General features: G+C 44.0%; 23 protein-coding genes and 1 tRNA gene. 19 read left to right on the top strand and 5 right to left on the bottom strand.

Annotated features, from left to right (window positions below; all coding sequences use genetic code 11):
• Positions 1-41: 41 nt before the first annotated feature.
• Positions 42-1,592 carry a sodium:alanine symporter family protein gene (locus FOR85_RS01355; protein WP_144296371.1) on the bottom strand — a complete coding sequence of 517 codons (1,551 nt, stop codon included), beginning with the start codon at positions 1,590-1,592 and terminating at the stop codon, positions 42-44.
• Positions 1,593-2,565: 973 nt separating this feature from the next.
• On the opposite strand from FOR85_RS01355, the gene FOR85_RS01350 reads away from it, so the two are divergent.
• The 4 genes from FOR85_RS01350 to FOR85_RS01335 all read left to right on the top strand — a co-directional run bounded on the left by FOR85_RS01350 (position 2,566) and on the right by FOR85_RS01335 (position 6,323).
• Positions 2,566-3,198: a LemA family protein gene (locus tag FOR85_RS01350; protein ID WP_144296370.1), complete on the top strand. Its 633-nt coding sequence runs from the start codon at positions 2,566-2,568 to the stop codon at positions 3,196-3,198.
• A gap of 209 nt (positions 3,199-3,407) precedes the next feature.
• Positions 3,408-4,586: a YgcG family protein gene (locus tag FOR85_RS01345; RefSeq protein ID WP_144296369.1), complete on the top strand. Its 1,179-nt coding sequence runs from the start codon at positions 3,408-3,410 to the stop codon at positions 4,584-4,586.
• An 86-nt stretch (positions 4,587-4,672) separates the two neighbouring features.
• Positions 4,673-5,197: a TPM domain-containing protein gene (locus tag FOR85_RS01340; RefSeq protein ID WP_144296368.1), complete on the top strand. Its 525-nt coding sequence runs from the start codon at positions 4,673-4,675 to the stop codon at positions 5,195-5,197.
• 127 nt (positions 5,198-5,324) lie between these two features.
• On the top strand, positions 5,325-6,323 hold the full coding sequence (locus tag FOR85_RS01335) for an adenosine deaminase (protein ID WP_144296367.1): 999 nt from the start codon (positions 5,325-5,327) through the stop codon (positions 6,321-6,323).
• A gap of 93 nt (positions 6,324-6,416) precedes the next feature.
• Here the strand turns inward: FOR85_RS01335 and FOR85_RS01330 are convergent, their stop codons facing one another.
• A complete protein-coding gene (locus FOR85_RS01330; RefSeq protein ID WP_144296366.1) occupies positions 6,417-7,217 on the bottom strand; it encodes an NAD-dependent deacylase in 801 nt (266 codons plus the stop codon).
• A 35-nt stretch (positions 7,218-7,252) separates the two neighbouring features.
• Between FOR85_RS01330 and FOR85_RS01325 the strand changes: the two genes are divergently transcribed.
• Positions 7,253-7,618, top strand: a complete 366-nt coding sequence (locus FOR85_RS01325; protein ID WP_144296365.1) for a hypothetical protein — start codon at positions 7,253-7,255, stop codon at positions 7,616-7,618.
• Between the two features lie 162 nt (positions 7,619-7,780).
• On the opposite strand, the gene FOR85_RS01320 is transcribed toward FOR85_RS01325, so the two are convergent.
• A tRNA-Arg gene (locus tag FOR85_RS01320) sits at positions 7,781-7,857 on the bottom strand.
• 386 nt (positions 7,858-8,243) lie between these two features.
• Here FOR85_RS01320 and FOR85_RS01315 point away from each other — a divergent pair.
• The 4 genes from FOR85_RS01315 to queF all read left to right on the top strand — a co-directional run bounded on the left by FOR85_RS01315 (position 8,244) and on the right by queF (position 12,256).
• Complete coding sequence (locus FOR85_RS01315) at positions 8,244-8,909, top strand: cytochrome c5 family protein (RefSeq protein ID WP_223808452.1); 666 nt, start codon at positions 8,244-8,246, stop codon at positions 8,907-8,909.
• A 387-nt stretch (positions 8,910-9,296) separates the two neighbouring features.
• A complete protein-coding gene (locus FOR85_RS01310) occupies positions 9,297-10,244 on the top strand; it encodes an ABC transporter ATP-binding protein (RefSeq protein ID WP_068408527.1) in 948 nt (315 codons plus the stop codon).
• Positions 10,245-10,376: 132 nt separating this feature from the next.
• Positions 10,377-11,150, top strand: coding sequence for an ABC transporter permease (locus FOR85_RS01305; RefSeq protein WP_068408525.1), 774 nt, complete (start codon positions 10,377-10,379; stop codon positions 11,148-11,150).
• A 206-nt stretch (positions 11,151-11,356) separates the two neighbouring features.
• Entirely contained in the window at positions 11,357-12,256 is a 900-nt protein-coding gene (gene queF, locus FOR85_RS01300; protein WP_144296363.1) for an NADPH-dependent 7-cyano-7-deazaguanine reductase QueF, read from the top strand.
• Between the two features lie 101 nt (positions 12,257-12,357).
• Here queF and FOR85_RS01295 read toward each other — a convergent pair whose 3' ends face one another.
• Positions 12,358-14,076 carry a proline--tRNA ligase gene (locus FOR85_RS01295; protein WP_144296362.1) on the bottom strand — a complete coding sequence of 573 codons (1,719 nt, stop codon included), beginning with the start codon at positions 14,074-14,076 and terminating at the stop codon, positions 12,358-12,360.
• 661 nt (positions 14,077-14,737) lie between these two features.
• Here FOR85_RS01295 and FOR85_RS01290 point away from each other — a divergent pair.
• Together FOR85_RS01290 and FOR85_RS01285 are read left to right on the top strand one after the other, a co-directional pair.
• The gene (locus FOR85_RS01290) at positions 14,738-15,478 is read left to right on the top strand and encodes a DUF4230 domain-containing protein (protein WP_144296361.1); all 741 of its coding nucleotides are present in this window, start codon (positions 14,738-14,740) and stop codon (positions 15,476-15,478) included.
• 163 nt (positions 15,479-15,641) lie between these two features.
• Positions 15,642-15,890 (top strand): hypothetical protein, encoded by a 249-nt coding sequence (locus tag FOR85_RS01285; protein ID WP_144296360.1) that lies wholly within the window; start codon positions 15,642-15,644, stop codon positions 15,888-15,890.
• An 18-nt stretch (positions 15,891-15,908) separates the two neighbouring features.
• On the opposite strand, the gene FOR85_RS01280 is transcribed toward FOR85_RS01285, so the two are convergent.
• Positions 15,909-17,573, bottom strand: a complete 1,665-nt coding sequence (locus tag FOR85_RS01280) for a deoxyribodipyrimidine photo-lyase (RefSeq protein WP_144296359.1) — start codon at positions 17,571-17,573, stop codon at positions 15,909-15,911.
• A 225-nt stretch (positions 17,574-17,798) separates the two neighbouring features.
• Here FOR85_RS01280 and FOR85_RS01275 point away from each other — a divergent pair, with 225 nt between their 5' ends.
• The 8 genes from FOR85_RS01275 to FOR85_RS01240 all read left to right on the top strand — a co-directional run bounded on the left by FOR85_RS01275 (position 17,799) and on the right by FOR85_RS01240 (position 26,773).
• Complete coding sequence (locus tag FOR85_RS01275) at positions 17,799-18,482, top strand: phosphoribosylanthranilate isomerase (RefSeq protein WP_190295464.1); 684 nt, start codon at positions 17,799-17,801, stop codon at positions 18,480-18,482.
• Between the two features lie 99 nt (positions 18,483-18,581).
• The gene (trpB, locus tag FOR85_RS01270) at positions 18,582-19,856 is read left to right on the top strand and encodes a tryptophan synthase subunit beta (protein WP_223808451.1); all 1,275 of its coding nucleotides are present in this window, start codon (positions 18,582-18,584) and stop codon (positions 19,854-19,856) included.
• Between the two features lie 129 nt (positions 19,857-19,985).
• A complete protein-coding gene (locus FOR85_RS01265; RefSeq protein ID WP_144296357.1) occupies positions 19,986-20,480 on the top strand; it encodes an HNH endonuclease in 495 nt (164 codons plus the stop codon).
• Positions 20,481-20,498: 18 nt separating this feature from the next.
• Entirely contained in the window at positions 20,499-21,323 is an 825-nt protein-coding gene (trpA, locus tag FOR85_RS01260) for a tryptophan synthase subunit alpha (RefSeq protein WP_144296356.1), read from the top strand.
• A gap of 287 nt (positions 21,324-21,610) precedes the next feature.
• Positions 21,611-22,573, top strand: coding sequence for an acetyl-CoA carboxylase, carboxyltransferase subunit beta (gene accD / locus FOR85_RS01255; RefSeq protein ID WP_190295463.1), 963 nt, complete (start codon positions 21,611-21,613; stop codon positions 22,571-22,573).
• A gap of 384 nt (positions 22,574-22,957) precedes the next feature.
• On the top strand, positions 22,958-24,325 hold the full coding sequence (folC, locus tag FOR85_RS01250; RefSeq protein ID WP_144296355.1) for a bifunctional tetrahydrofolate synthase/dihydrofolate synthase: 1,368 nt from the start codon (positions 22,958-22,960) through the stop codon (positions 24,323-24,325).
• 405 nt (positions 24,326-24,730) lie between these two features.
• Positions 24,731-25,918: an SPOR domain-containing protein gene (locus FOR85_RS01245; RefSeq protein ID WP_144296354.1), complete on the top strand. Its 1,188-nt coding sequence runs from the start codon at positions 24,731-24,733 to the stop codon at positions 25,916-25,918.
• Between the two features lie 324 nt (positions 25,919-26,242).
• Positions 26,243-26,773 carry a DUF2726 domain-containing protein gene (locus FOR85_RS01240; protein ID WP_144296353.1) on the top strand — a complete coding sequence of 177 codons (531 nt, stop codon included), beginning with the start codon at positions 26,243-26,245 and terminating at the stop codon, positions 26,771-26,773.
• Positions 26,774-26,823 lie beyond the last annotated feature (50 nt).

The raw sequence follows: 26,823 nt of genomic DNA, 5'->3' as shown, positions 1-26,823 counted from the left end.
GTGTCATCAATACTGCTTAGATAACATTATAGCTCAGTAAGCTATAGACGTTCTTTATGTAGTGGGTCTTGAGCTGCCATTCTTTGTTGCTGCTTTAGATGACGCTCTTCCCAATACGGCGCATTTTTGATACCGAATTTTGCTGGATCAAAGGTATAGTGCTTCACGCCTGCTTTACGCTGTGCTTCATAATCTCTAAGCATAGTCAGCGTTGGACGCGCGACAAAGAAGATAACCAAAATACCAACGATATTTAGCCATGCCATCAGACCAACACCGATATCACCGATTGCCCAGATATAGCCTGCTGAGTTAAGACCACCATAAGCAACCATCACCATGATTAGTACTTTAACTAAGAATAATCCAGTTCTGTTGGCACCGCGGCTGATAAAGCGCGTTAAGTAGGCAACGTTTACTTCAGCGATATAGTAGTAAGCCAAAATAGTGGTAAAGGCAAAGAAGAATACGGCAATAGCGATAAAGGTATTACCAAACTGACCGTATACGGACTCCATTGCCATCTGAGTAAAGGCAGGTGAGTTAATCTCAACGCCCGCCGCAACGTTTTGTACGATGTATTGTCCTTCAGGTAGCGTACCTTGGATGTTATAAGTACCCATGGTCAAAATCATAAAGGCAGTCGCAGAACAAACCAGTAGGGTATCAACATAGACTGAGAATGCTTGTACCAAACCTTGCTGTGATGGATGCTCAACTTCGGCAGCACCAGCAGCATGAGGACCTGTACCTTGACCCGCTTCGTTAGAGTAAATACCACGTTTTACACCCCAACCGATGGCTGCACCAAAACCCGCTTGCGCAGTAAAGGCATCACCAATGATTAAGCCAAATACTTCTGGAATCATCTCATAGTTAGTAAACATAATAAAGAGGGCTAGACCAATATAACCTAGTGCCATAAAAGGAACGGCATACTCGGTAAAGGTTGCGATACGTTTGATACCACCAAAGATAATAATCGCTAGCACCACTAGAATGATACCCAATGCCACAAGACGCATAGAGCCAACTTCTAAGCCCCCAAGGTTCATGATGGTACCTTCACCCATGACCTGTGCAAAGGCATTGATAACGCCGTTTGCTTGTACGCCCGGTAAGAACATACCGCAAGCTAAGATAGACGCGACGGCAAAAAGAATGCCATACCAGCGTTGACCAAGGGCGCGCTCAAAATAGTAAGCTGGACCGCCGCGGTATTCGCCAGTGATGACGTCTTTTTCTTTATAAATCTGTGCAAGGGTTGCTTCGACATAAGCAGTAGATGCGCCTAAGAAAGCCACAACCCACATCCAAAATACTGCACCAGGACCACCGAAACCAATAGCGGCAGCGACCCCAGCGATGTTACCCATACCCACACGCCCCGCTAGGGATACGGCGAGTGCCTGAAATGATGAAATACCCTGTGCACTTGATTTACCGGTAAAAAGTAAGGTAATCATTTCCCCGAATAAACGTACTTGTACGAAGCGCGTCATGATGGAATAAAATAAACCTGCGCCCAAGCAGAGATAAACCAATGCTGGGCTCCAGATAATTCCGTTTACTAAATCGACTAAACCTTCCATATGTATATTCCTAGTACTGTCTCAAAGTGGCTATATATGATGATGCTAAGAGTAGACCAGCTTTAATATCCTTATTAAAACCAACCACTCAAATAATCTGCATGCACTTAACTGCGGTGGAAATTCTCCTTACAGATTAAGTTTCATACGCGCTTAGCCACTAAGGGTGGACTGTAGTTGTCTGCTGTTATCCGTCTGGTTTATGAACAATAATGAGCGTATGCAACCGCTTATCAGCGTTGATAGTTTATTAAGGCTGCTTTTATGTAAAGCGCTTAAAATAAACCAGTGGATAAAACAGGCGGTTATAATATAAATAACCATCATCTCAGTAAGCGAGAGGATGGCACTTAACTTTTTATGAGTCATATCAGCTAACTACACTTACATGGTAGAGTAAGGTAATAGAGCAGTCTTTAGTCGTTTATCAATCCTTTTTGATGCGACATTGACACGCAGCTAGTACCAAAATTCTTATAAGTCCACTACCAAATGTATTCAAACCGTACGGCTACGTAACTGCAATTTGCCATATTTTTTAGTCAATTACTAGAATTTTCTTTATAAGGGCGTTCATTTATAAATGGTTTTCTTTGCTCGATTGCTTATATAAGGTCAAAAAATCTTCTATTTATCTTGTATTGGCCAATACTTTTTAATTAACCGTTAATGGGGGCTTAAAAGACAGTCGCGTTAACAGTAGTGCTAAATGCCTAAAATGCGCCACAGCCCTACGATAAACGCTGCTTTGAGGTTGTGTTTTGGTAACGATGAATTGTAAAAGTGACGGTATAGCGCCATTATTAGCACAATATATTGCTGCTGCGATATTCACGCCATGAAACAGTTAGCTGCGAAACTGTCGGTTATAAAATCCAGTAGGCAATAAACTATAAGTGCATATAAGTGCTTAACATTAAAAAAAGCGATTAAAAAACGTTTTGTTTGTTATTTATCATTAGGAGAGTCAACGATGACGCGTAAATCTTTTTTAAAACCTATGTTGCTATCAGCAGTATTAGCGACCTCTACTGTCGGTTTGAGCGGTTGTGGCTATAACAATTTGCAGGCGCAAGATGAGCAGGTCACCGCGGCTTGGTCAGAAGTGGTCAACCAATATCAGCGTCGTTCGGACTTGGTGCCAAACCTGGTCAAAGTCGTGCAGCAATACGCCAAGCAAGAGCAAGAAGTATTTACTCAAGTCGCGGCGGCGCGCTCACAAGCGGGTGGTATTACGGTCACGCCAGAGCTGCTTAATGACCCTGAAGCGATGGAGCGCTATGCGGCTGCCCAAGACCAGATGACCGGCGCGCTATCGCGTTTGATGGCGGTTTCTGAGCGCTATCCTGAGCTAAAATCTGATGCTTTGTTCCAAGATTTGCAGGCGCAGCTGGAAGGTACAGAAAACCGTATTACGGTGGCGCGTAATCGTTATATTCAAGAAGTTCAGGGCTATAACACTACCGTGCGTCAGTTCCCAACCAATATTACGGCCAAAGTATTTGGCATGGACGCCAAACCAAACTTTAGCGTTGCCAATGAAAAAGAAATATCGACTGCACCAAGTGTCAACTTCGGCGACGATAATGCGCAGACGGCGCAGTAAAGCAAAGTTTTCAGTTTAGGCGTTCTATCTACCATGATGGCGTATAAATGCTACTGTTTATGTGACAGTGCAATTATTTAATAGTCCGTTTATTGGCTCAAAAATGATGTAACGCCTTAATCGTCAGTCGTTTTTTTTGTTGTCGTTTATAGCAGTTGGTTTTGTCGTCATTTATTAGTACAGATGTTACTTGAGGTGGTATAGATTAGATGAAGCATTCAACAGCACTCTTATCCGCATTATTATTTACTCTAAGCATTGGGAGTGGCTCGCTGCTGCATGCAGCACCCGATGCTAATAATAATACGGCGGTTGCTAGCGATAGCACCTCAGATATGCAAAACCGTAGTGTCGAGGAATTGGTAGCGATTGCAAAAGCTGCCGAAACTAATGAAGCCATCAACGATGCCGTCTTAGGTAACGAAGCAATTAATGAAGCTATTCTTGGCAATGATGCTATCAATCCTAATGCTGCTAATTCCGATAGTAATACGACCACCTCAACAACTTCTAATCGTCCGCCTGTACAATCAAGCGCTCAGGGTGTCGATGCCGATAAGCTCATCTTAAACTCGCCAGTTATCGACCAAGCCAATATCTTAAACCCGCAAGAAAAGCAGCGTTTAGAGGCGCAGCTAAGAGGCATTTATCAGCAAGGTTTGGCGCAAGCTGCGGTGGTCATTGTACCGACCACCAATGGCATGCCAATCTTTGATTATGCGCTACAGGTTGCGGAAAAGTGGCAGCTGGGTAATAAAGATATTGACGATGGCCTGCTAATGGTTGTTGCCGTTAATGACCGCAATATCTATATTTTAACGGGTTACGGACTAGAAGGGGTGTTGCCAGATTCGGCGGTCAACCGTATTATTCGCGAAGACATCACACCGCTATTTAAGCAAAATGACTATGGCGCTGGGATATTAGCGGGCATTGGCGCGCTGCAAACGCGCCTGACCGCTGATCCTGAAGTATTGGCGCGTGCCGATGCGCAAGCGGCCGAACGCAGTCAAAATCAAAATGACATTGGTGATAACCCATCGCCAGTGTTTTTATTTGTTATGGCAATGATATTTGGTAGCTTTATTACCAGTATCTTTGGGCGCATCTTTGGTTCTATCCTGACCGCTGGCGGTTTCTTTGTAGGCTCGCTTGCCTTGGGCGGCGGTTTCTTTATGACGTTAATTATGGCGATATTTATATGGCTGTTTTTAATTTCGCGTGGCTCAGGCGGTGGTCGTGGAGGACGCGGCGGTGGCGGCGGTATAGTATTCCTGCCCGGTATGGGCGGTGGTAGTGGAGGTTTCGGCGGCGGAGGTTTTGGTGGTGGCGGCTTCGGCGGCGGTGGCGGCGGCTTTGGCGGCGGCGGGGCAGGCGGCTCTTGGTAGAGGCGATTTCTATAAGAGTAAGAAGGGTAAATTAGGCTCAGACATTAGAAAATTGCCAGCAATGGCGTACTTGAGGATATAATATAATGGTAAAAAGCAATTCGTCGCAGGCAAGTTTTGCGCGTTGGTGGCGTCAAGTACTGTTTGTCCCTGTGTTGCATAGCAAGTGGCTCACGCCCGCGGCCAAAGCTCGGCTGACAGAGCAGGTGGCGCTGGCTGAGCGCGGACATCGCGGCGAGGTGTTTTTGATTATCGAAAATCATTTACCTATCCAAGATGCTTATCATCTTGACTGCCGCGATCGAGCAATTGATTTATTTAGCGAATATCGCGTGTGGGATACCGAAGAAAATACCGGCGTTTTGATTTATGTCAATATTTGCGAGCACAAGCTAGAAATCGTCGCTGACCGCGGTATCAGCACACATGTCAGTCCAACTGTTTGGAGCGCCATGTGCGAAAAAGCGGTCTCAGGTATCGCCAATCAAAAAACTGAAGAAAGCCTGATGGAGTTATTGGATGAGGTAGGTCAGTTGTTGCGTCAGTATTATCATCTTGAACATGACCCTGCTGGCAATGAGCTGTCCGATACTGTGGTGTTTTTAAAATAGCAATTTTCAAAGTAAAGGCTTTTAAAATAGCAGTTTCTTTATTAACAATTTTACAAACTAACAGTATTTTTAAAATAACGCTTAAAGAAATAACAAGTAAGTTTAGATACAGGACCATGCCAATACCATGATTGAGCTGATAAAAAAATTGCCGAAAGCAGAGCTGCATTTACATATCGAAGGCTCATTAGAACCGGAGTTGATGTTTAGACTGGCGAAAAAGAATAATATCGCTATCCCTTATAAGGATATCGAAGACGTCCGCCGTGCCTATAATTTTACCAATCTACAAACTTTTTTAGATATCTATTATGCGGGCGCCAACGTTCTGATTACCAAAGACGATTTCTATGATTTAACGTGGGAATATATTTTAAAGTGTGTCGAAGATAATGTCGTCCATACGGAGATATTTTTTGATCCGCAAACTCATACTGCAAGAGGGGTTGAGTTTGCGACAGTCATTACTGGTATTAAAGAAGCACTTGCCGATGCCAAAGAAAAATACGGCATCACCTCTTGTATTATCATGTGCTTTTTACGCCACTTATCTCAAGAAGAGGCGTTTGAGACTTTAGAGCAAGCAATGGCGTTTAAAGACGATATTATCGGCGTCGGTCTGGATTCTTCAGAATTGGGCAACCCTCCCGCCAAGTTTAAAGAAGTGTTTAAAAAGGCCAAAGAAGCGGGCTTTAAGCTGGTCGCTCATGCTGGCGAGGAAGCAGATTTTTCTTATATTTATGAAGCGTTAGATTTATTGGAAATCAATCGCATTGATCATGGCGTACAATCGATAAAAAGCGCGGCGCTGATGCAACGCCTAAAAGACGAGCAAATGCCGCTGACAGTTTGCCCCAATTCTAATATTGAGCTCAAGGTATTTGAGAGTTACAAACAGCACAATATTAAAGAGCTGCTAGACTATGGCTTAAATGTCAGCGTCAACTCTGATGATCCGGCTTATTTTAAAGGGTATATGAATCAAAACTTTATCAATATATGCAACCATCTACCGCTGACAGAAAATGATATTATTACTTTGGTAAAAAACTCTTTTAGATCTTCATTTATAGATAATGAATTAAAAGAGCAATACCTAGCGCAAGTGGATTTTGCTCTCCGGTAGGGGCGATTAAAGATATCTTCATTGATTAAGGCTTAACGGTTATATAAATCGTTAAGCCTTTTCCTTTTTTACAAAGTGCTTTTTAGGCGACAGTTACATGGCCGTAATTTTCTGGATTAATAACGGCATAATAATCCCAGCCTTTTCTGCTAGAGTAATATCAACAATGGTATTTGGCGTTGGATGTGGGTTTATCTCGATGATTTTAGCGCCGTTATCTTTTGCCAATTGTGCGAGACCTGCCGCAGGATAAACGAGACTCGAGGTGCCAATACTCATAAACACTTCACAATTGGCCGCCGCGTCCTCCGCTGTCTGCCATGCTTGTACAGGTAACGCCTCGCCAAACCAGACGATATCGGGACGTATATAGCCTTCACAGTGCGAGCAAGTAATCAGAGCGTCACTATAATCTATGGTATCAGCACTATTATATGAGCCTCTAGATTGCTCTTGGTAGGGCGCATCGCATTGACTGCAGCGATTTTGCCAAAGATTGCCATGTAAATGGGTGACACTACTACCAGCCTGTTCATGCAAATCGTCGACATTTTGGGTAATAAGCGTCAATTGCTGATCGGTAGATTGGCTATGATATTGCCACTGTGCTAAAGCTTCATGAGCAGGGTTTGGTTTTTTCTCAGCGACCAATTGCCTGCGCCACTGATACCATGACCACACCAGTTTTGGGTCGCGAGCAAAAGCCTCAGGCGTTGCCAAGTCCTCAGCCACATAGTTTTCCCAAAGGCCTGTTTGCTTATCTCGAAACGTTGGAATGCCACTTTCTGCTGAAATCCCAGCGCCCGTTAAAATACAGATGCACTGTTTTGAGCCCAGCAATTTGGCAGCGCGCTCGACTTCGGCTATTAACGCAGGTGATAATTCTGTTAACATGAGCCATCCCTTTTTAAGATTGGATATAGACTTCTATGATAGATGGTATTTGGTGGCTTGTCATATTGCTCGCGGTTGTCATCGGACTATGGGTATTGGCAAAATCGCGCGCGCCTAAAACTGCCGATAAGCACAACCTAAAGTCGGGGCGCGCAAAAACACCACTCAATGATGCGCTACAAAAAACTGCAGAATTGGTTAAGCAGTATTTTCCTGACTACCGTGTCAACCGTAAAGCCAATCATTTACTGATTAGCAAGCAAGATAAAAAAGTGGCTATGATTACCATTGATAAAAAGCTTGCCGCGGGTCAGCGCCGTTTGGGAGACGTACCTGTGATTAATTATCACCGTATCCCCAGCCGTGCTCAGCTAATGGCGAATTTGCAAGATGCAGAGTAGGTTTTTATAAATTAAATAGATTTAACAACTTTATATACAACATTTTAACGTTGTTAGCGCACAATGATAGGCCGAAGTTAACAGCGCAAAGCGTTGCCGTTAAAGTGTTATGAGGTAATAGGTAGGACTAGAAAAGGGTAAAAAACGACTGATTATAATGATTGGTGCGCTCGGCGGGAATCGAACCCACGACCCTCGGCTTCGGAAACCGATACTCTATCCAACTGAGCTACGAGCGCATAATTGATCGACTAAAATCCAATAAACTGATGACGTGTATAACTAAGGGTAATTAGCCGTTATTAGAACGATAAGTGGTCTAAAAATTAAGACCGCTTAGTCTAACAAATAAAAGTCATAAAGCCAATGAATGAAGGCCGCTATTGGCGTTTTTTAAGAAAAAACACCATAGTCGGCAAACAGGCATGGCAATCTACCTGTCTTTTCCCTTATAATGTCAGGGAGAATTCATATTTATAATCACCGATTACAAGCGCGCCCGTATGCGGGATGCCTGTTTGCTATTGATAACTGCTTGGTTATCAAAGGAGGACAAACAGAATGTCCAAGTCGTGTCGGCCCTTGTATACGCAATAAGAGAACGTGACGAATGAGAAAAGTAGTTATGTTATCGGCAGCTGCCATTCTAGGAATCGCTAGTATCGCTGTGAGCCAAGCCGAAAGTGTTGTAGACACGCCTGTAACCGTATCTGATGTCGCAGAAGGGCAAGAGGTTGTCGATAACTTGCCTGAAAAATTGGGTGACGATACCAAAGCTGCTGCTGATACTACCGATGGCGCTGCAGCTACCGATGAAGCTGCACAAGCAGACGCGACCGATGCAGATGCACCTGCTGAAGAAGCAACAGCCGCTGCCGCACCTGCCGCTGAAGAAGAGCCTATCCCGCAAGATACGCCACAAGTACAAAAGCTCATCGCTTTGTATCCTAACTTGATTGCTCGTATTCAGCCGGTGGCTAAAGTCTGCTTTGAGGACGACGAAGTATGCGACGTCACAGCACGTTCTGCAGGGCCCGCAGCAGGTGATGGTCCGCGTGATGGTAAAGCCGTTTATAACGCTGTCTGCCAAACGTGTCACACCTCAGGCTTACTTGGCTCGCCTATGCTAGGTGATGCTGGCGCTTGGGGTCCTCGTATCGCCAAAGGTAAAGATACCTTGTATACCCATGCTATCAACGGCTTTAACGCTATGCCTGCTAAAGGTGGCGCTGATATCCCTGATGAAGAAGTACAAAGCGCAGTGGATTATATGGTTGATGAAGCAAGCTAATTACCTGTGCTATATGTAAAAAAGCAATAGAAAAAAGTAGGAGACGGTAAAGTAGTTATTGTCTCCTACTTTGCTTTTTTATGATTATTCTGCTTAATATAGTCAAAATATTCTAAAAACGCTACAGTATTGCGAATAACAGCAGTCATATCTAGAAGCTTATAAAGCGTCTATTTCATTTAATGAGGTAGGCGTTTTTTTGTGGGCGTCGATTGATATTATTAATATCGTGGTTATATCATCCTAATGTTGAAATCCGTGACCGTGAGCCTCACATCTAGACACTAGACTCGTCGTAAGAGACGAGAGCAAATATAAGAGAAACTAACTTTTCCCGAATCGTCTTCTATATTCCTTTATAGATACATCATTATTAAAGAGGTATTCATGTCTGAGGTGCCAGCGCTATCTATTCAGAACCTATCTAAAACCTATGGCAACGGGTTTTCGGCATTAAAAGATGTCAGCTTGACAGTGCCACAAGGTGGATTTTTTGCGCTCCTTGGGCCAAATGGTGCGGGCAAATCAACGATGATTGGTATCATTAGCTCCCTGTTTAAGCCAACGGCGGGTAGTGTGCATATCTTTGGTACTGACTTATTGGCTGAACCTTCAAAAGCCAAACAGTTTTTGGGCGTGGTACCGCAAGAATTTAACTTTAATCAGTTTGAAAAAGTTGAAGATATTTTGATTACTCAAGCCGGCTATTTTGGTATTGCAGCAAAAGAGTCTAAGCCGCGAGCAGAAAAACTGCTCAAAGCATTGGGCTTATGGGATAAGCGCGATAATAAAGCGCGCGAGCTATCGGGCGGTATGAAGCGCCGATTGATGATTGCGCGCGCCTTGATTCATAAACCAAAGCTATTGATACTCGACGAACCAACGGCTGGGGTCGATATCGAGCTGCGCCGCTCGATGTGGGAATTTATGCAGCAGATTAACGTTGAAGAAAATACCACGATTATTTTGACCACCCATTATTTGGAAGAAGCAGAGCAGCTTTGTAAGCGTATCGCTATCTTAGATCACGGTGAGATTCGTATTAATACGGAAATGAAGGATTTACTTGCGCAGTTATCGGTCGAAACTTTTGTCTTTGATTTAGCAACGCCATTGACCAAGCAAATTGCTTTAACAGGGGTTACTGACACGCTACAGCCTGATGATTTAACGCTTGAAGTGACCCTGACAGAAGGGGAGTCGCTAAACGGTGTCTTTGAGCAGTTGTCTAAGCAAGGCGTTTTGGTCGCCAGTATGCGTAATAAAGCCAACCGTTTAGAAGAGTTGTTTATGCGCTTGGTCGATAAAAGCTTGCATGAACCTTTAAGCTCGTAGGCTGTTTTATTCATAATTTCTCGATTTACCCATATAAATAGACCACTATAAATATAGCAACCATATAGGCAACACTGCGGGCCGTGATAGCGTTTTGATATTAGCCTGTAGACTGCTTAGGAGAGATAACGCATGAACTTCGCACAACGCTGGATTGCTTTTCGCACCCTGCTGATTAAAGAGATTCGCCGCATATTACGCATCTGGCCGCAAACATTATTGCCGCCAGTCATTACGATGAGCCTGTATTTTGTCATCTTTGGTAAAATGATCGGTTCGCGCGTGGGCGAGATGGGCGGTGTGCCATACATGCAGTTTATCGTGCCCGGTTTGATTATGATGGCGATTATCACCAACAGTTACTCAAACGTGGTCTCGAGCTTTTTTAGTGCTAAGTTTCACTCGAGCATTGAGGAGCTGCTGGTATCGCCAATCTCTAAGCACGCTATTTTGACCGGTTATATCAGTGGCGGTATTTTCCGCGGACTGGCGGTTGGGGTCATCGTCTTTATTGTGGCGTTATTTTTTACCAAGCTGGGTATTGAGCACTTATTTATTACCTTATTTACGGTGATTGGCACCTCGGTTTTATTCTCGCTTGGTGGCTTTATCAACGCCGTATTTGCGCGCTCATTTGATGATATTTCTATTATTCCAAGCTTTGTGTTGACGCCGCTGACCTATCTTGGCGGGGTGTTTTATTCGATGGAAAATTTATCACCATTTTGGCAAAATATTTCACTGTTAAACCCAATTGTCTATATGGTGAATTCTTTCCGCTACGGTATCCTTGGCTATTCTGATGTCAATGTGTGGTATTCGATGGCGGCTATCTTTGCTTTTTGCGTCATTTTTTATATCATCTCTTATCGACTATTAAGTGATGGTTCGCGTATTCGTTTATAAGTTAGGGCGAGTTCTATTTATAATATCGTCAGTTTAAAATAAAATCGCTGTCTTCATGATGGCGTGCGACTGGGATACATTTTCCTTGCTTGCTGCTAGCACAGAGGCTGCGGAAAATTCATCCCAGTCGCACTGTATCGATTTTAAATGAACGCTACTATCTCTAGCATTTTAAATATCATCAGTTTTACTATTAGGAAGTAGCCATGAGTATTCACGGTATTTTAGGCGAACAAACTACTGATTATCCAACTGAGTATAGTCCTGAGACCCTCTATCCAATAGCGCGCAATCTAGGGCGCGATGTGATTGGCTGGCAAGATGATAAGCTAGCAGTGGGCGTCGATTGGTGGCACGCCTTTGAGCTGTCTTGGTTAAATGCACAAGGTATCTCGCAAGTGGCTATTGCGCGTTTTGGTATCCCGGCAAGCTCGCCGTTTATCGTCGAATCAAAGTCATTAAAACTATATTTAAATAGTATTAACTTTACTGAGTTTGGTAGTTGGGATGAAGTACAAGCGCTGATTGCTAAAGATTTATCGTCATGCGTTCAGGCAAAAGTAACTGTTGAGTTATTTGGCCTAAATGATGACTTGGCTGATGGTTTAAATAATGATGTCTCAGGCTTATTGATTGCTCAACCTGAAGGCGTTTGTATTGATGAGGCACTTGCCAATAGCAGCGAGAAAGTCACGCTAACGGAACATCCTGACGCGTCATTGCTAGAGAGCAAGGCAGATGATAATAATTTAGCAAGCAACAATACGGCGGAAGTTGCGCAGCCTTATACTTTTTATTCTAATTTGCTGCGCAGTAATTGTCCGGTGACCAATCAGCCCGATTGGGGGACGTTAGCGGTTTCAATTACCAGTGATAAAGCAGTCGATGCAGCGAGCATGCTGCGTTATGTTTTAAGTTTCCGTCAGCATAATGGCTTTCATGAGCAGTGTGTCGAGCAAATATTTGCTGATTTGAGTCAGTACTATCAGCCAAGTGAGCTGATGGTGCGCGCGTGGTATACACGTCGCGGCGGTATCGATATCAATCCTTGCCGCGTCAGTGATATAAAGTTATTACCGCAGCCAAGTCGCTTGATTCGCCAGTAAGGTAATGGTTTTATCTAAATTGATTTTGCAGCATTCAGCTGATAAAAAAGCGCCTATCTGAATCAGATAGGCGCTTTTTATTGAGCAAGTTTTATTAAAAACTATTTGCCGCTTACTTTTGCCATGACTTCTTCACGGCTGAGCATTTGCTTTTCTGCTTCACGGCGATTGACGTATTCGTACTTGCCTTCAGCCAAGTTACGGTCTGAAACCACGATACGATGCGGAATACCAATCAATTCAAGGTCAGCAAACTTCACGCCCGGGCGCTCATTACGGTCATCAAGTAGGACGTTAACCCCTTGAGCTTTTAGCTCTTCATACAGCGCGGTCGCCGTCTGCATGACGGTGTCTTCTTTTGACTTCATCGGTATGATAGCGACTTCAAACGGCGCAATTGAATCGTCAACGCTTGGCGTTTGTGGCCACATGATACCGTTTTCATCGTTGTTCTGCTCGATAGCAGCTGCGATGATACGACTAACGCCAATACCATAACAACCCATCATCATGGTCACAGGCTTGCCATCTTCGCCAGAGACAGTCGCATTCATCGCTTGCGAGTATTTATCACCCAACTGGAAGATATGACCGACTTCGATGCCGCGTTTGATTTTTAGGCTGCCTTTACCGTCAGGAGAAGGATCGCCTTCTTGTACATTGCGCACATCAACGACGCGGGTAATGCTGGCATCACGCACCCAGTTCATACCGATGGTATGTTTATTGACTGCGTTTGCGCCCGAGACAAAATCCGACAAAGAAGCTGCCGAGCGATCGACGAATACGGGCATATCCAAATCAACGCCGATATAGCCTTTATGCAAACCAGCGGCTTTAAGCTCTTCATCAGAAGCCATCGTTAGCGGTACATTGGCTTCTTCGATTTTCTCCGCTTTAATGGTATTTAGCTGATGGTCACCGCGTAAGACAATCGCGATTAATTGCGGTTCATCATCTTCGGTATGACCGTGGACGATTAAGGTTTTCACCGTCGTCTCTAACGGTACGCCTAGATGCTCAGCAACCATTTTACAGCTGGTCATGTCTTCCGTTAAAACGTCTTCGCGCGCCATTTTTGGTGGCTGACGCTCAGCGGTGCTGACCGATTCGGCAAGCTCAACGTTGGCTGCATAATCAGAAACGTCAGAGAAAGCGATATCATCTTCACCGCTGTCTGCCAACACATGAAACTCATGCGATGCAAAACCGCCAATAGAACCGGTATCCGCTTGCACGGCACGGAAATCTAAACCCAAACGGGTAAAGATGCGCGTATAAGCGTCGTACATCTCATGGTACGTCTTTGCCAAAGACGCTTGGTCAGCGTGGAACGAGTAAGCGTCTTTCATGGTAAATTCACGCGCACGCATCACGCCAAAACGCGGACGAATCTCGTCACGAAATTTACCTTGGATTTGGAAAAAGGTAATCGGCAACTGCTTATAACTGCGTAGCTCACCTTGAGCAAGGTTGGTGATGACTTCTTCGTGCGTCGGCCCCAAGACAAAATCGCGGTCATGACGGTCTTTAAAGCGTAACAGCTCAGGACCATAGTCATTAAAACGCCCGGTCGTTTGCCAAAGCTCGGCAGGCTGGGTCATTGGCATCAGCACTTCTTGAGCGCCGACGTTTTGCATCTCTTCGCGAACGATGCGTTCGACTTTTTGCAACACGCGCAAACCCATCGGCAGCCAGATATACAATCCAGAAGCGATTTTACGAATAAGACCTGCTCTTACCATGAGTTGGCTTGAGGCGATATCAGCGTCGCTGGGTGTTTCTTTTAGCGTGGCAAACAAAAATTGACTGGCTTTCATAAATAAAGCGGAACCTTATCAACGATAAAATAAATAAGAAATAGGAGGATATTTAGCGTGTGCTTTGATGGCCGACGCAAGCTTACCTTTTATCACTTGGTAATAGTCTAGGACCTGCCTAGCTAAAAAGTACTGCAACAAGTAGTACATTATTAGAAAGTGCGTTTATAAAACGCCTTACAAAAAGGGTGAAACTTTTATTTTTGTATGAATACATCCATATCGACAGCGTCATATTTTTGGTAAAAAAGCCAGAAAAATGGGTGCATGCCAACATTTTGCTTATACAATCTGACTATGTTAGGTAAAGTTCGCCTAAGACGCAATGACTTTTTGTTGTTTCAGCTTAAACAGTGGCTAAACTCAATAATAATGCTAAAAACAAGCTGATTTTTTAACTCAAAATCTGCCAGTTTTTGAGACTCAAAGATAAAATTTTAGTTAGCTGATAAAGCAGCACGATTTATAGATTTTGCACATAAAAGAATAGAGAGATAATTAGTGAAGCAAAAGCTATTTTTTAAAGTGGCATCGAACTCATCAATTATGTAGGAGAATGGTAGTAACTGCTTGAAATGCTTATAAACAAATAGCATTAAAGGCTTAGTATTTAGCAATTTTATGCTGATAAGAATTAATATAAAACCTTGAGGTAGTTTACATGGTCAACCCTGATAACCACTCTTCAGTAGATAAGAATAATGCCAAGCGCCCGCAAGCGAAAAAACCCATCTCGATGCTATCGTGGCTGGTATTGCTTATCGGTCTTGCCGCGCTCGCTTTTGCGATTTATAGCCTGCAAAACCTCACTAAGGAAGAACCGATAGAAACCATTACCCGTGAAGGGGTGGTGATGCAAATTCAAAAATTAAATCGTTTGGAGACGGTGGCATTTAGTGTCGATACCGTTATTACTAGCCAAAAGCCAGGCAGTTGGATGAAGCTGTGGCAAGATGAGCAAAAGGGTTTGTTTATTGCACGCGGGCGCGTAGAAGCAGGGATTGATTTGAGTGCATTAACGCCAGAGATGGTACAGGTGGTGCAGCCAGAGATTGATGTTGAACGGCTTCAGGAAGCGGATGCTAATACGCCTGTCTCAATGTTGCCGCAAATCAATATCACCTTGCCGCCGTCAGAAATATTTTCTGTTTATCTAGATGATATCGAAATCTATGATTGGCAAACGGGCGCTTTTGGTATGATGCAGGTCGATCCAAAAATCTTGCAACAAGCGCAAAGTATGGCGAAAAAAGAAGTCCTTGAGCGTGCTTGCCGCGGTGATGTGATGAATCTGGCATTAGAAAATGCGCAAACCCAATTGCAGCAGTTATTTTCATTGACTGGTGCCGTCGTAACGGTAACCACGCAGGGCGCAGGGGCGTGTCAAATGCCAACGGCTTAATACTTAAAATGGGTTAACGAAGCGCCACACCACTTAACAGATGTTGCTTGAATTTATTGGCAATAGGGTTACTATATTATATAGCAGGACTTATTTATCATTAAGGACAGCCTTATAAATGCTGTCGTTGAAATAAGTTTATATGATATAAGAGGTGGCGTATATGACAACTTCCAATAATCAGCCCTCCGTTCATGAGAAACGCGAATTAATCAAGCAGCCTAAAGCAAAAGAATCGCTACCTTTTGCGACGTGGGTGCTGCTCATCATAAGCTTTACTTGTCTTGCGTATGCTATTTATACCATTCAGACACGAATAGTAAAGCCAGCTATCGATATAGATAGTGCAGCACAAAGCAGTTTGGTACAAACTGGTAGTGCGCCACAAGAGGTAGCTCAAGTAGAAAACTAGCGCTTTTTACTAAAAATGTCAGCGTTGTTTTTCAAACTCAGCAATCGCCAGTTGTCGTGCTGCCTTATGCTCAACCATCGGCACAGGATAAGCAATGTCAGCAAACTGACCGCCCTTTGTGAGCGCTTTACGCATTTTATCTTCACTATGCAAAATACTGCTTGGCACGTCTTTTAATTCTGGCAGCCAAGTCTTAATAAATAATCCATCAGCATCATGGCTCTTAGCTTGGCTGAAAGGGTTCATAATACGGAAGTAAGGTGCGGAATCTGTGCCTGTCGACGCGCTCCATTGCCAGCCGCCATTATTGGACGCAAAATCGCCGTCTATCAACTGCTTCATAAAGTAGCGCTCACCCAAGCGCCAATCTATTAATAAATCTTTGGTCAAAAACATCGCCGTCACCATCCGTAAGCGATTGTGCATAAATCCGGTCGCATTGAGACAGCGCATGGCCGCATCGACCAATGGCACGCCTGTCATGCCTGTGCACCATGCCTTAAAATCATCCTGATTATATGACCAGTGAATCTTGCTATCGGTCTCTTCTTTATAAGCTTTATGGCGAATAAGCTCGGGCTTATCATCTAAAACATGACGATAAAAGTCACGCCACGCCAGCTCACTTATCCAGCGATTAATATCGTTGTTATCAGAGCTGCTAAAGTTGTCGCTATCATTACCCTGTAATCTCTCTAATGATTTTGTGGCTTGCAGATAGCAAAGTCTTGGGCTTATTGCGCCAATAGTGAGATAGGCTGATAGCTGGCTAGTCGCTTGCAAATTTGGTACATCGCGGCTGATGTCATAGTTATCGATATCATCCGCGATGAAATCCTCTAAACGTTGACACGCAGCCACTTCGCCCGCTGGATAAGCCATCCTAGCGTGCTCAAGCTGAGCACCAAAATCAATGTGCTGATACTCTACGGCACTCTCTAACCGTTTTTGATAATCTTCGACTGCTTTTTTACTGAGTTTTTCTATGTCTTTAACAGTATGAGCGCTGTCTTTTGCAGTTTTTAGGGTGGTTTTTGACTGGCTGCTTTTTGTCTGGCTGATTTTTGACTGATAGTTTACCGCCATGGCTTGGTGCATTTGTAAGCTGCTAACGTCCAAGGTATGCCGCCATTTATTATAAAATGGGGTGAAGACCTGATACATGCTATCGTCATTGGTGGTAATCGTTTTTGGTGGCAAGATACATTGGTCGTGCCAGCGGATAAATTCGATATCTGATTTGGCAAGTTGTTTGGTTAGTTCTTGGTCGCGGTCAATCTCATTACCTTCGTACTCATGATTTGCCATGACAACATCGATATCATTTACCTCACACAACGTGCTTAGCGTCTCAACACAGTCAGAAAAGCTGGCACAGAGCTGTATGGTTAAGTTGATATTCAAGTGTTTTTGCAAAGAGGTTGCTAAGAGTGGCAAGGTGCGGGCGATATGATCGAGCTGGGTGAGTGACATATCATGTGCATGCCATTGTTCAGGCGTCATAAAAAAAATAGCGCTGACTCGCGCATTATCCTCATTTGCACGTTCACAAAGCGCTGCCAATGCCGTATTGTCATGAACTCGCAGGTCACGACGAAACCACATTAAATAATGTGCGGGGTTTGCACTCGTCGTATTATTGCTAGCAATGTGCTGAGACGTTGCCGCCACCGTTTTAGACATTCTACCTTTCCTATATTAATCAATCGCAATCATAAACAAAACTGTGAATAAAAGTATGCTAGGATAAGTTTTTGGATGCAATGGATTTGCCATTCAATTAACAAATCATCATATTTGCTTTTTAGCGTTGGCAAACAATATTTATCGTCATCTATGTATTCGAGCCAATCTATCAACGTTATATTTAGTGTCATGTCTATTTTATGTTATATCTAAGGTCACATTATGCAGGTGAAGTTTTGTGGTTTTACCCAGCCTAGTGATATTAAAATGGCTGCTCAGTTGGGTGTCGATGCCGTCGGCTTGGTGTTTTATCCACCAAGTCCGCGCGCTGTTACTATTGAGCAGGCGCAATTGCTAAGTGCTTCTTTGCCCGCTTTTATCAGTGTCGTGGCCTTGGTGGTCAATATGCCGCGAGCAGAACTTATTGAACTGGCAAACCATGTCCCTTTTGATATCATTCAATTTCACGGTGATGAAACGCCCGAACAGTGTCAGCAGCTGGCAAGCGCGGTCAATAAACGCTGGATAAAAGCCTTACGTATTAATACCGAGCAGCACACCACTGCTGGCGTAAGCGCTCAAATTGATGAGTTTGCTGTTGCTGGCGCGAACAGTATTTTGCTCGATGCTTACCATCCTCATAAGTATGGCGGCACAGGTGCACGTTTTGACTGGAGTTTGCTACCGCAAGACAGCTCGCTGCCTATTATTTTAGCGGGCGGGCTTGATGCCGACAATGTCGCTGCTACTTTAGAGCTGCCGATTTATGCCGTCGATGTCAGTGGCGGTATTGAGTCGGGCAAAGGTAAAAAAGACGCTGCCAAAATGCGTGCCTTTATGAAAGCAGTTAAACGCGACCGATGGCAAAACGAGACGCCGAGCGAACCTTCGAATAACAGTAATTAGCTTTTTAACGGTGGATTTATATTTATTAAATAGCTCATTACCTAAAATCTTTCCCTTTATTTATTCTAAAAAATACCACTTATTATAGTAGGAATTATTATGAGTCATGTCGCAAACAAAGATGTATCTGCTACTGCTAAAGCTATCAATACCTTTACCAATCCAGAAAACGTCCAAGACTTTAACCAATATCCTGATGCGCGCGGACATTTCGGCGTTCACGGCGGTCGTTTTGTTTCTGAAACCCTGATGGCAGCACTCGAAGAGCTTGAAACCTTATACACCAAAGTAAAAGCCGATCCGGCATTTTGGGAAGAGTATCATAACGATTTGGTCAATTATGTCGGTCGCCCAACCCCGCTTTATCATGCCAAGCGCTTGAGTAATGAGATTGGTGGCGCGCAGATTTATTTTAAACGCGAAGACTTAAATCATACGGGCGCGCATAAGGTAAATAACACCATCGGGCAGGCGCTACTTGCCAAAATGTGCGGTAAAAAGCGTATCATCGCCGAAACTGGGGCGGGACAACATGGCGTCGCAACAGCGACGATTGCTGCGCGCCTAGGGTTAGAGTGTATCGTTTATATGGGTGCCGATGATGTCGAGCGCCAAAAGATGAACGTCTATCGTATGCGTTTGCTTGGTGCGACAGTGGTGCCAGTGACTTCAGGTTCGCGGACGCTGAAAGACGCCATGAACGAGGCCATGCGCGACTGGGTGACCAACGTTGATACGACTTATTATATCATTGGCACGGTTGCAGGGCCGCACCCTTATCCGCTACTGGTACGTGATTTCCAAGCGATTATCGGTAAAGAAGCGCGTATTCAACATTTAGAAAAAACGGGTAAATTGCCTGATGCGTTGGTTGCCTGTGTTGGTGGTGGCTCAAACGCGATTGGTCTATTCTTTGATTTCCTAAACGATACTGAAGTTAAAATGTATGGTGTCGAAGCGACAGGTGACGGCATAGAAACGGGTCGCTATTCAGCGCCATTGGCCGCTGGCCGTATTGGTGTGCTGCATGGCAATCGTACTTACCTGATGGCAGATGATGAAGGCCAAATCCAAGAGACGCATTCTATCTCAGCGGGACTTGATTATCCGGGCGTTGGCCCTGAGCACAGCTTCTTAAAAGACATGAAACGCGTCGAATATGTTGGCTGTACCGATAAAGAGTCATTGGAGGGCTTTCATGAAGTGACGCGTAAAGAAGGAATTATCCCTGCGCTTGAATCTGCTCATGCGGTCGCCTATGCACTGAAGCTGGCTAAAACCATGACGCCTGAGCAAAGCATTATCGTTAATATGTCAGGTCGCGGTGATAAGGATTTGCATTCAGTAATGAAGGCAGAAGGGATTGAGTTATAGATTCGTTTTCTAGCTTAAAAATCATTAATATTTTTCATTTAGTTTGATAGTGCCCTCTATTAAGTTTAATAGAGGGTTCACAATATATATTTATATTATTTAATTTTGAAAAATCAGAGAATTAGTAAGATGGCAAAAGTCACACCCTCTATGGCGAAAAACCAGATTAAACGTAGCCTACTACAGATTATAGATACTCACCCTAACAAATCTCAGAAGCAGCAAGTTTGGAATTATTTTGATAATAAATGCGCCTATTGCGATATAGTAATTGATCCGAATAGTCGCAAAGGTCATCTTGACCACTTGCAGGCTGTAAAAGATGGCGGTACTAATGAAATCTATAACTTTGTGCTGGCATGCAATATTTGCAATGGTGATGAAAAAAGAGAAATGCCTTGGCGAGAATTCTTAATTAATAAATGCCAAAACTTACCAGATTCGGTTTATGTAAAACGCTTAGTACATATTGAGACTTGGCATCAGAAATCGCTTATTAGTCAGTTAGATGCTGACATATTGTCTCAAATCGATGCCATCATAGAAACCGCTCAAGCGAGTTTTGATAAGTCTATTAAACAGATGCGAGCTTTACGCGATTCAATGACAACAAACTCATTTTAAAATTATAAGAGAATCACTATGACCCGAATTGAAAGCACTTTTGAAACTTTAAAATCACAAAACAAAAAAGCCCTGATTCCTTATGTGATGGCAGGCGATCCTAATCCTGCAACGACCGTAGGTCTATTGCACGATTTAGTGAAGCACGGTGCAGATATGATCGAAGTCGGTCTGCCGTTCTCTGATCCAATGGCAGATGGCCCAACCGTATCGCTAGCGGGTGAGCGTGCATTAGCTGCAGGTACCAGTACGCGTGATGCGCTCAAGATGGTGGCAGAGTTTCGCCAAACCGACACGCAAACGCCAATCATCTTGATGGGCTATCTTAATCCTGTTGAAATCATCGGCTATGACAACTTTGTGGCGCTATGCGAGCAGTCAGGCGTTGATGGTTTATTGATGGTTGATTTGCCACCAGCCGAGGCGGGCAGCTTCACGCAGCATTTGACTGAGCATGCGATGAATGAGATTTTCTTATTATCGCCAACGACCTTGCCTGAGCGCCGTGAGCAAGTTCTGACCCATTGCGGTGGTTATATTTACTATGTGTCGTTAAAAGGCGTGACCGGTTCGGCGACGCTCGATACCGATGATGTGGCTACCCAAGTGCAAGCGATTAAAGCAGAAACCGATTTGCCAGTATGTGTCGGCTTTGGTATTCGTGATGCGGCCTCTGCCAAAGCGATCGGTCAGCACGCCGATGGTATTATCGTCGGTAGTGCGCTGGTGCAAAACTTTGCTGATATCGATGCTAAAGATGCGACTGCGGTCGCAGCTGCTCAGCAAAAAATTATGGCAAAAATGGACGAGTTACGCGGCGCACTTGATAGTTTAACCGCCTAATATTATATCGAGTTTATTGGTATCTAAATTTGAAAGGCTTAGAAGGTCAGCGCAATTTTTATAACAATGTTTATAAAGACACAGGTAAATGACTTTGCTAAAGTTAGTTTACGTGTGTAAACTAACATCCCATATAAATTGTTACAGTTGCGTATAAGCGCTCTTTATAACTGCTGATGTTATAACGATATGTGACTTTTAAATTGATTCTTATAAACGGACTTCTTAGGGACAAGAGACTAAGCCAATTAAACCAAGCTGGCCGACTTGTCGATAAGCCTTTGATAATGGCGAATACTATGACTGATACGATAACAAAACCTGATATGACCACTGCAAATAATACTGAAACAGGCACGACTGAAAAAAAGGGCAGTTCCGCTGGGCAATCATGGTTTGAGCGCCCGATACCGGGCATTAAACAGCAATTGACTGCACCTTTGACGGCTGTCGAAACTGAACCGTCAACTAAGTGTAGTAGCTGTCATTCAATGATTACCAATACGGCGCTGATTTTCAATTGCTATGTCTGCCCGCATTGTGACCATCATTTACCGATGAGTGCGCGTGAGCGCTTAAACTGGCTACTCGACCAAGTAGAGGGTGAGCTAGGACAGCAATTCACTGCCAAAGACCCATTGAGCTTTGTGGATAGTAAGCCGTATCCGCAGCGCATGAGCGAAGCACAAGACAAAACCGGTGAGTCTGAAGCAATGATTGTGATGTATGGTAAATTGCGCAATCTTGATATCGTGACGTGTGCCTTTGACTTCCGTTTTATGGGTGGCTCTATGGGCTCGGTGGTTGGTGACCGTTTTGTAGAAGCGGCTGAAAAAGCACTTAAAGATAAAGTACCCTTAATCTGCTTTGCGGCCTCTGGCGGCGCGCGTATGCAAGAGGGTCTGCTATCCTTGATGCAAATGGCTCGTACGGCAGCGGCGATTGAGCGTTTGCGCTTAGCTGGTGTGCCATATATCGTGGTATTGACCAATCCTGTTTATGGCGGGGTGACGGCATCGCTTGCTATGCTTGGCGATATTCATTTGGCAGAACCGAAGGCCATGATTGGTTTTGCTGGTAAGCGCGTGATTGAACAAACGGTGCGTGAGACGCTAGAAGAGCCGTTCCAGCGTGCCGAGTTCTTATTAGAGCACGGGGTGGTCGATGAAGTGGTGCACCGTCATCAGCTCATTGATACCATTTACCGTCTGCTGGCAAAACTATGCCGCGTACCGAATGTTGATGCTTAACATGTGCTGAGCTGGTAAAAAAAACAGGCAATTGAGCTTATCAATACTTAATAGCAGGCTTAGCTTTGCCGACTAAGTAAAATTATTTCAGTATAAAATAAGAACGTTAGAAATAGCGTTCTGCTGGTATAAATTTTCCTCGCTTGCTGTGCGCTTCGCACTCCAGAGGCTTTGCAAAATTTATCCCAGCAGCACTGTATTCTTTTTAAACTGTATACTTTTTAAATTAAATCGACTAAGTAAGAATTACGAATAGCATTTATCGTTAATAACGGTAAATGCTATTTTTGCTTTTTGGCTAGGTAGTTATATACTGTCTCTATTTCCTAATTAAGCATTTTCTCATTCTCTATTTTCCCGAAAAATTCCATATAGGTTCCGCCCATGTCTGACTCTACCGTTTCTAATTCTAACATTCCTAATGAGCACTCGAGTTTGACCGAATGGCTTGATTATATGCAGCAAATTCATGTCTCGGCGATAGATATGGGCTTGTCACGCGTATTGCCGGTTGCTGAAGCGTTAGGCGTGGTGCAGTCAGCCAAAGACGATGCTTATGTGTTTACCGTAGCGGGCACCAACGGTAAAGGCTCAACGACCGCGGTCATCGCGCAGATATGCCAAGCGGCAGGTTATAAAACCGCGCTGTACCAATCACCGCATCTGAGTGTGTTTAACGAGCGCGTGCGCATCAATGGCGAGATGGTCAGTGATGAGACCTTGATTGATGCCTTTAGCAAGGTAGAGGCGGCAAGGTTACAGTGCGCTTTAACCTTGTCATTTTTTGAAATGACAACATTGGCCGCACTATTAATCTTTGCCGAAGCAGATTGTGATGTTTGGGTGTTAGAAGTGGGGCTCGGCGGTCGCTTAGATGTGGTTAATATCATTGATCCTGATATGGCGGTGATTACCAATATCGCTATCGATCATGTCGATTGGCTAGGCGATAATGTCGAAGACATCGGCCGTGAAAAAGCAGGAATCCTACGCGATGGTATTACCCTAGTTTATGGCGATAAGACGATGCCAGCGAGTGTACAGCAAGCGATTGCCACGCATCAGGCAACTTGTTATCAAGCTGGACAAGACTTTAATTATCGTGAAGTAGATACCGACGTTTGGCAATATAGTAATGCTGCTGTCACTATGCAACTACCGCGCCCCGCGCTATCCTTGACTAATACTTCCAATGCTTTATCAGCGGTGCTGGCAAGCCCATTAAATATCGATAAAAGTGCTATTGAACAGGCATTGCAAACGGTCAAGCTTGCCGGTCGTTTTGATTATCGTGAGACCCATAACCGTCATTGGCTGTTTGATGTGGCGCATAACGAGCAAGGCGTTGAGTTTTTATTGGCGCAATTATTACCACTTTGGCAGCAGCATCTAGCAACGCAAAATAGTTGCGCACACTTAAGTAGTAAACCTGTCAGCATTAAAATGCTGTTTTCTATGTTGGGCGATAAGGATATCAAGAAAGTCGTGCAGCGTTTGACTGAAGCGGGCTTGCCGATTAGCGATTGGTTTATCGCTGAGATTGATTATCCACGTGCAGCCAGCACTGAGAAGCTACAAGGCATCTTAACGAGTTATGTTGATAGTGCGCAAATACATGAGTTTAGACGCTTATCAGAAGCCACCGCTGCCGTTATAAAGGGTAGTCAAGCGCAAGACTTAATCGTGGTATGTGGCTCGTTCCATACAATTGGCGAGGCGCTAGCGGCGCTTGCTGCTGATAATTTAAATTAAAATCATAATGATTTAATGTTAGTCTTGGGAGAAGCATGATAGCAGACAGTATAAAAAATATGCTTTATAATCAAACTGCTTTAACATACTGCAATACAATGTTATGTACAAATACGCCAATCTCAACTTATCGTAGGCTTTTGGTTTTTATAGAATTTAAAATTCTAATTGTTTTAACTGAAATTTTAAAAACTAAGTAAACCAATACCTTAGAAAAACAAGTTGAGAGTGGGGTGTACAAATTAAAATGGCTATGTACAGCTTGACTTAGCATTTAAAAATGGCTGGACGTAACTGGCGGCGATATTAAGTTTCAAAATTGTTTATTAAAGCTATATAAACATAGCTTGGGACGATAGTTGCGCCGCTCAATCAACCTTATTACCAACTAAGAGACGTAAACGGATGAACTTTTCGAGACAAGCCTTATTGGGCATTGGGATGATTATTGGCGGTAGCGTGATGCTGTACGCCATGGTGCAACAAATTGGCGATAGCAATAAAACAAAACCTGCTTCAGCGATGATAGAAAAACAAAGCCCGACGCAAGAATCTCCACAACCCTTGACGACTGATATCGAGACTGAAAAGCGCATCTTGGCACAAAAACAAAAAGAGCGCGCCGCCCGCGTAGCAGAGCAAGAAAGACGTGCACAGCAATTTTTAAGTGAGCAAGAGGCGGCTGAAGCGCAAGCATTGGCCAAAGCGCGCGCCGAAAGTCAGCAATATTTGGCAAGCACCGCACCTGCTAAAGATAAAGAAGCCGAGGAGAGTAAAGACGCTGAACAAGACACGGCGACCGCGACCAAATCTAGTACAGATAGCGATAATACTGCCACGGCAACTGAGAGTGATAATAGCGCCCGTGAGCAGCAAAAAGTGGCTCAAGCGCAACAAGAAGCCAAGCTGAAAGAACAAGCAGCAGCTAAAAAGCTAGCAGAGAGTAAAAAGGAAGCGGAAGCAAAAAAGCAGGCAGAGGCTAAAAAACAGGCTGAAGCTGAGAAAAAACAAAAAGCTGCAGAAATCGCTAAAAATGAGGTGCCAAAATCGCCTACGGATTATCAGGTCAAAAAGGGTGATGGGCTGATTAAACTGGCACGGCAACACAATATGCCCGTAGAAGTCTTGGCACAAGCGAATAACCTTTCACCGTCGACCTCGCTACAACTGGGTCAGAATATCACCATCCCATCGCGTCAGCAGGTAGATCGCCTAGCACGTGAAGCAGCAGCGGCTGAAAAAGCGCGTGAAGAAAAGCGTCAAAAAGAAGAAGCGTTAGCCAAGAAATCGGCCGATGCCAAGCGTGAAGCGCAGCAGAAACTTAGTGAGGCGCGTAAAGAGGTGAAAGAAACCGATGCTAAAGGCAGTTTTGGTGTACAAGTGGCACTGGCGAATGACCAAGCGAAAGCAGATGAGTTGGCAAAAAAATTCCAATCAGCAGGCTATCAAGTTAAAACCAGTCCTACCAGTCGTGGTGTGCGCGTCATCGTTGGCCCTGAGCGCGGTAAAGTGGCCGCTTTGGCGCTAAAAGATAAGATTAATAGCGACCCGAAAGTTAATACGACAAGTGCTTGGGTTTTATACTGGCGCTAAAATAAATTTAAATTGCTGCAATCTGATAGCCATTAGCGCTAAATAAACCGCACAATTTTAACTACGCCCGTTTTCACTTTTATCATTCTCACTAAATTTTTTAACACGACATCTATTGTCGTGTTTTTTGTTTTATTGTTTGCTGATTGGGGCAAGCTTGGTTACGATGTGCGCCGCTATTTTCTGTTTCTTCCTGTTCTTTTCTGTACTGTATAACCTGTCAGCCTATAAAGGCTGCCTTGTCGCGGTTAGCTATGTTTCGTCATTTTATTTAATGACATCCTCTACGTAGCTGACGGCTTTCATTATGTATAAGGTAAAACCATGTCATTTGGCGTTATATTTTTAATATTGGCAGTTGGATTTGTCGGGCTGATCACCCTGCCAAAACTGTTTTCTGATAAGCAGGCCACTGAGCCTGAGCCACCACCTGTGCGCGGTGATGAGCTGGCTATTTGGCCATTTGCGCCCATGCCTATTATGACTGATACGGAAGTTATCTTCTTTAAAAAGTTAAAAAATGCGCTGCCTGAATATCATATCTTTGTTCAAGTTCAGCTGTCTCGTATCATTGAAGCAAACAGTGACGAAACCTCGGAGCGTAGCTTTTGGTTCAATCGCATTTGTCGCCAAAGCGTCGACTATGTCATCGTGGATATCGATGCGCAGACTACCTTGCTGGCCATCGAGCTTGATGATTGGACGCATAATAGTAAAGCGCGGCAAAAGGCGGATGATAAAAAGGATAAAGCGCTTGCCAGTGCCGGTATTGCTATCGTGCGCTTTCATGCCGAACGCATGCCGAGTGCCGATATGCTCAGATATGAACTGATGCAGGTGATTGAGAGTTATTGAAAGGCATAGATAAGTATTAAGAGGTATTAAACCCAAATAAAAGCTATGAG

It is taken from the genome of Psychrobacter sp. YGAH215 (assembly GCF_007280595.1).
GTDB classification, from domain to species: Bacteria; Pseudomonadota; Gammaproteobacteria; order Pseudomonadales; family Moraxellaceae; genus Psychrobacter; species Psychrobacter faecalis.
The sequence above is the reverse complement of the archived record's forward strand: the minus strand, read 5'-3'. Positions and strand labels throughout refer to the sequence as shown.

What these genes read in the sequence shown, in the direction of transcription:
- FOR85_RS01240 (WP_144296353.1), top strand. Translation starts at nt 26,243, where the DNA reads ATGTCATTTGGCGTTATATTTTTAATATTGGCAGTTGGATTTGTCGGG.
- FOR85_RS01355 (WP_144296371.1), bottom strand. Translation starts at nt 1,592, where the DNA reads ATGGAAGGTTTAGTCGATTTAGTAAACGGAATTATCTGGAGCCCAGCA.
- accD (WP_190295463.1), top strand. Translation starts at nt 21,611, where the DNA reads ATGGCGAATACTATGACTGATACGATAACAAAACCTGATATGACCACT.
- folC (WP_144296355.1), top strand. Translation starts at nt 22,958, where the DNA reads ATGTCTGACTCTACCGTTTCTAATTCTAACATTCCTAATGAGCACTCG.
- FOR85_RS01295 (WP_144296362.1), bottom strand. Translation starts at nt 14,076, where the DNA reads ATGAAAGCCAGTCAATTTTTGTTTGCCACGCTAAAAGAAACACCCAGC.
- FOR85_RS01340 (WP_144296368.1), top strand. Translation starts at nt 4,673, where the DNA reads ATGGTAAAAAGCAATTCGTCGCAGGCAAGTTTTGCGCGTTGGTGGCGT.
- trpA (WP_144296356.1), top strand. Translation starts at nt 20,499, where the DNA reads ATGACCCGAATTGAAAGCACTTTTGAAACTTTAAAATCACAAAACAAA.
- queF (WP_144296363.1), top strand. Translation starts at nt 11,357, where the DNA reads ATGAGTATTCACGGTATTTTAGGCGAACAAACTACTGATTATCCAACT.
- FOR85_RS01335 (WP_144296367.1), top strand. Translation starts at nt 5,325, where the DNA reads ATGATTGAGCTGATAAAAAAATTGCCGAAAGCAGAGCTGCATTTACAT.
- FOR85_RS01245 (WP_144296354.1), top strand. Translation starts at nt 24,731, where the DNA reads ATGAACTTTTCGAGACAAGCCTTATTGGGCATTGGGATGATTATTGGC.
- FOR85_RS01315 (WP_223808452.1), top strand. Translation starts at nt 8,244, where the DNA reads ATGTTATCGGCAGCTGCCATTCTAGGAATCGCTAGTATCGCTGTGAGC.
- FOR85_RS01305 (WP_068408525.1), top strand. Translation starts at nt 10,377, where the DNA reads ATGAACTTCGCACAACGCTGGATTGCTTTTCGCACCCTGCTGATTAAA.
- FOR85_RS01275 (WP_190295464.1), top strand. Translation starts at nt 17,799, where the DNA reads ATGCAGGTGAAGTTTTGTGGTTTTACCCAGCCTAGTGATATTAAAATG.
- trpB (WP_223808451.1), top strand. Translation starts at nt 18,582, where the DNA reads ATGAGTCATGTCGCAAACAAAGATGTATCTGCTACTGCTAAAGCTATC.
- FOR85_RS01310 (WP_068408527.1), top strand. Translation starts at nt 9,297, where the DNA reads ATGTCTGAGGTGCCAGCGCTATCTATTCAGAACCTATCTAAAACCTAT.
- FOR85_RS01350 (WP_144296370.1), top strand. Translation starts at nt 2,566, where the DNA reads ATGACGCGTAAATCTTTTTTAAAACCTATGTTGCTATCAGCAGTATTA.
- FOR85_RS01280 (WP_144296359.1), bottom strand. Translation starts at nt 17,573, where the DNA reads ATGTCTAAAACGGTGGCGGCAACGTCTCAGCACATTGCTAGCAATAAT.
- FOR85_RS01285 (WP_144296360.1), top strand. Translation starts at nt 15,642, where the DNA reads ATGACAACTTCCAATAATCAGCCCTCCGTTCATGAGAAACGCGAATTA.
- FOR85_RS01265 (WP_144296357.1), top strand. Translation starts at nt 19,986, where the DNA reads ATGGCAAAAGTCACACCCTCTATGGCGAAAAACCAGATTAAACGTAGC.
- FOR85_RS01290 (WP_144296361.1), top strand. Translation starts at nt 14,738, where the DNA reads ATGGTCAACCCTGATAACCACTCTTCAGTAGATAAGAATAATGCCAAG.
- FOR85_RS01330 (WP_144296366.1), bottom strand. Translation starts at nt 7,217, where the DNA reads ATGTTAACAGAATTATCACCTGCGTTAATAGCCGAAGTCGAGCGCGCT.
- FOR85_RS01345 (WP_144296369.1), top strand. Translation starts at nt 3,408, where the DNA reads ATGAAGCATTCAACAGCACTCTTATCCGCATTATTATTTACTCTAAGC.
- FOR85_RS01325 (WP_144296365.1), top strand. Translation starts at nt 7,253, where the DNA reads ATGATAGATGGTATTTGGTGGCTTGTCATATTGCTCGCGGTTGTCATC.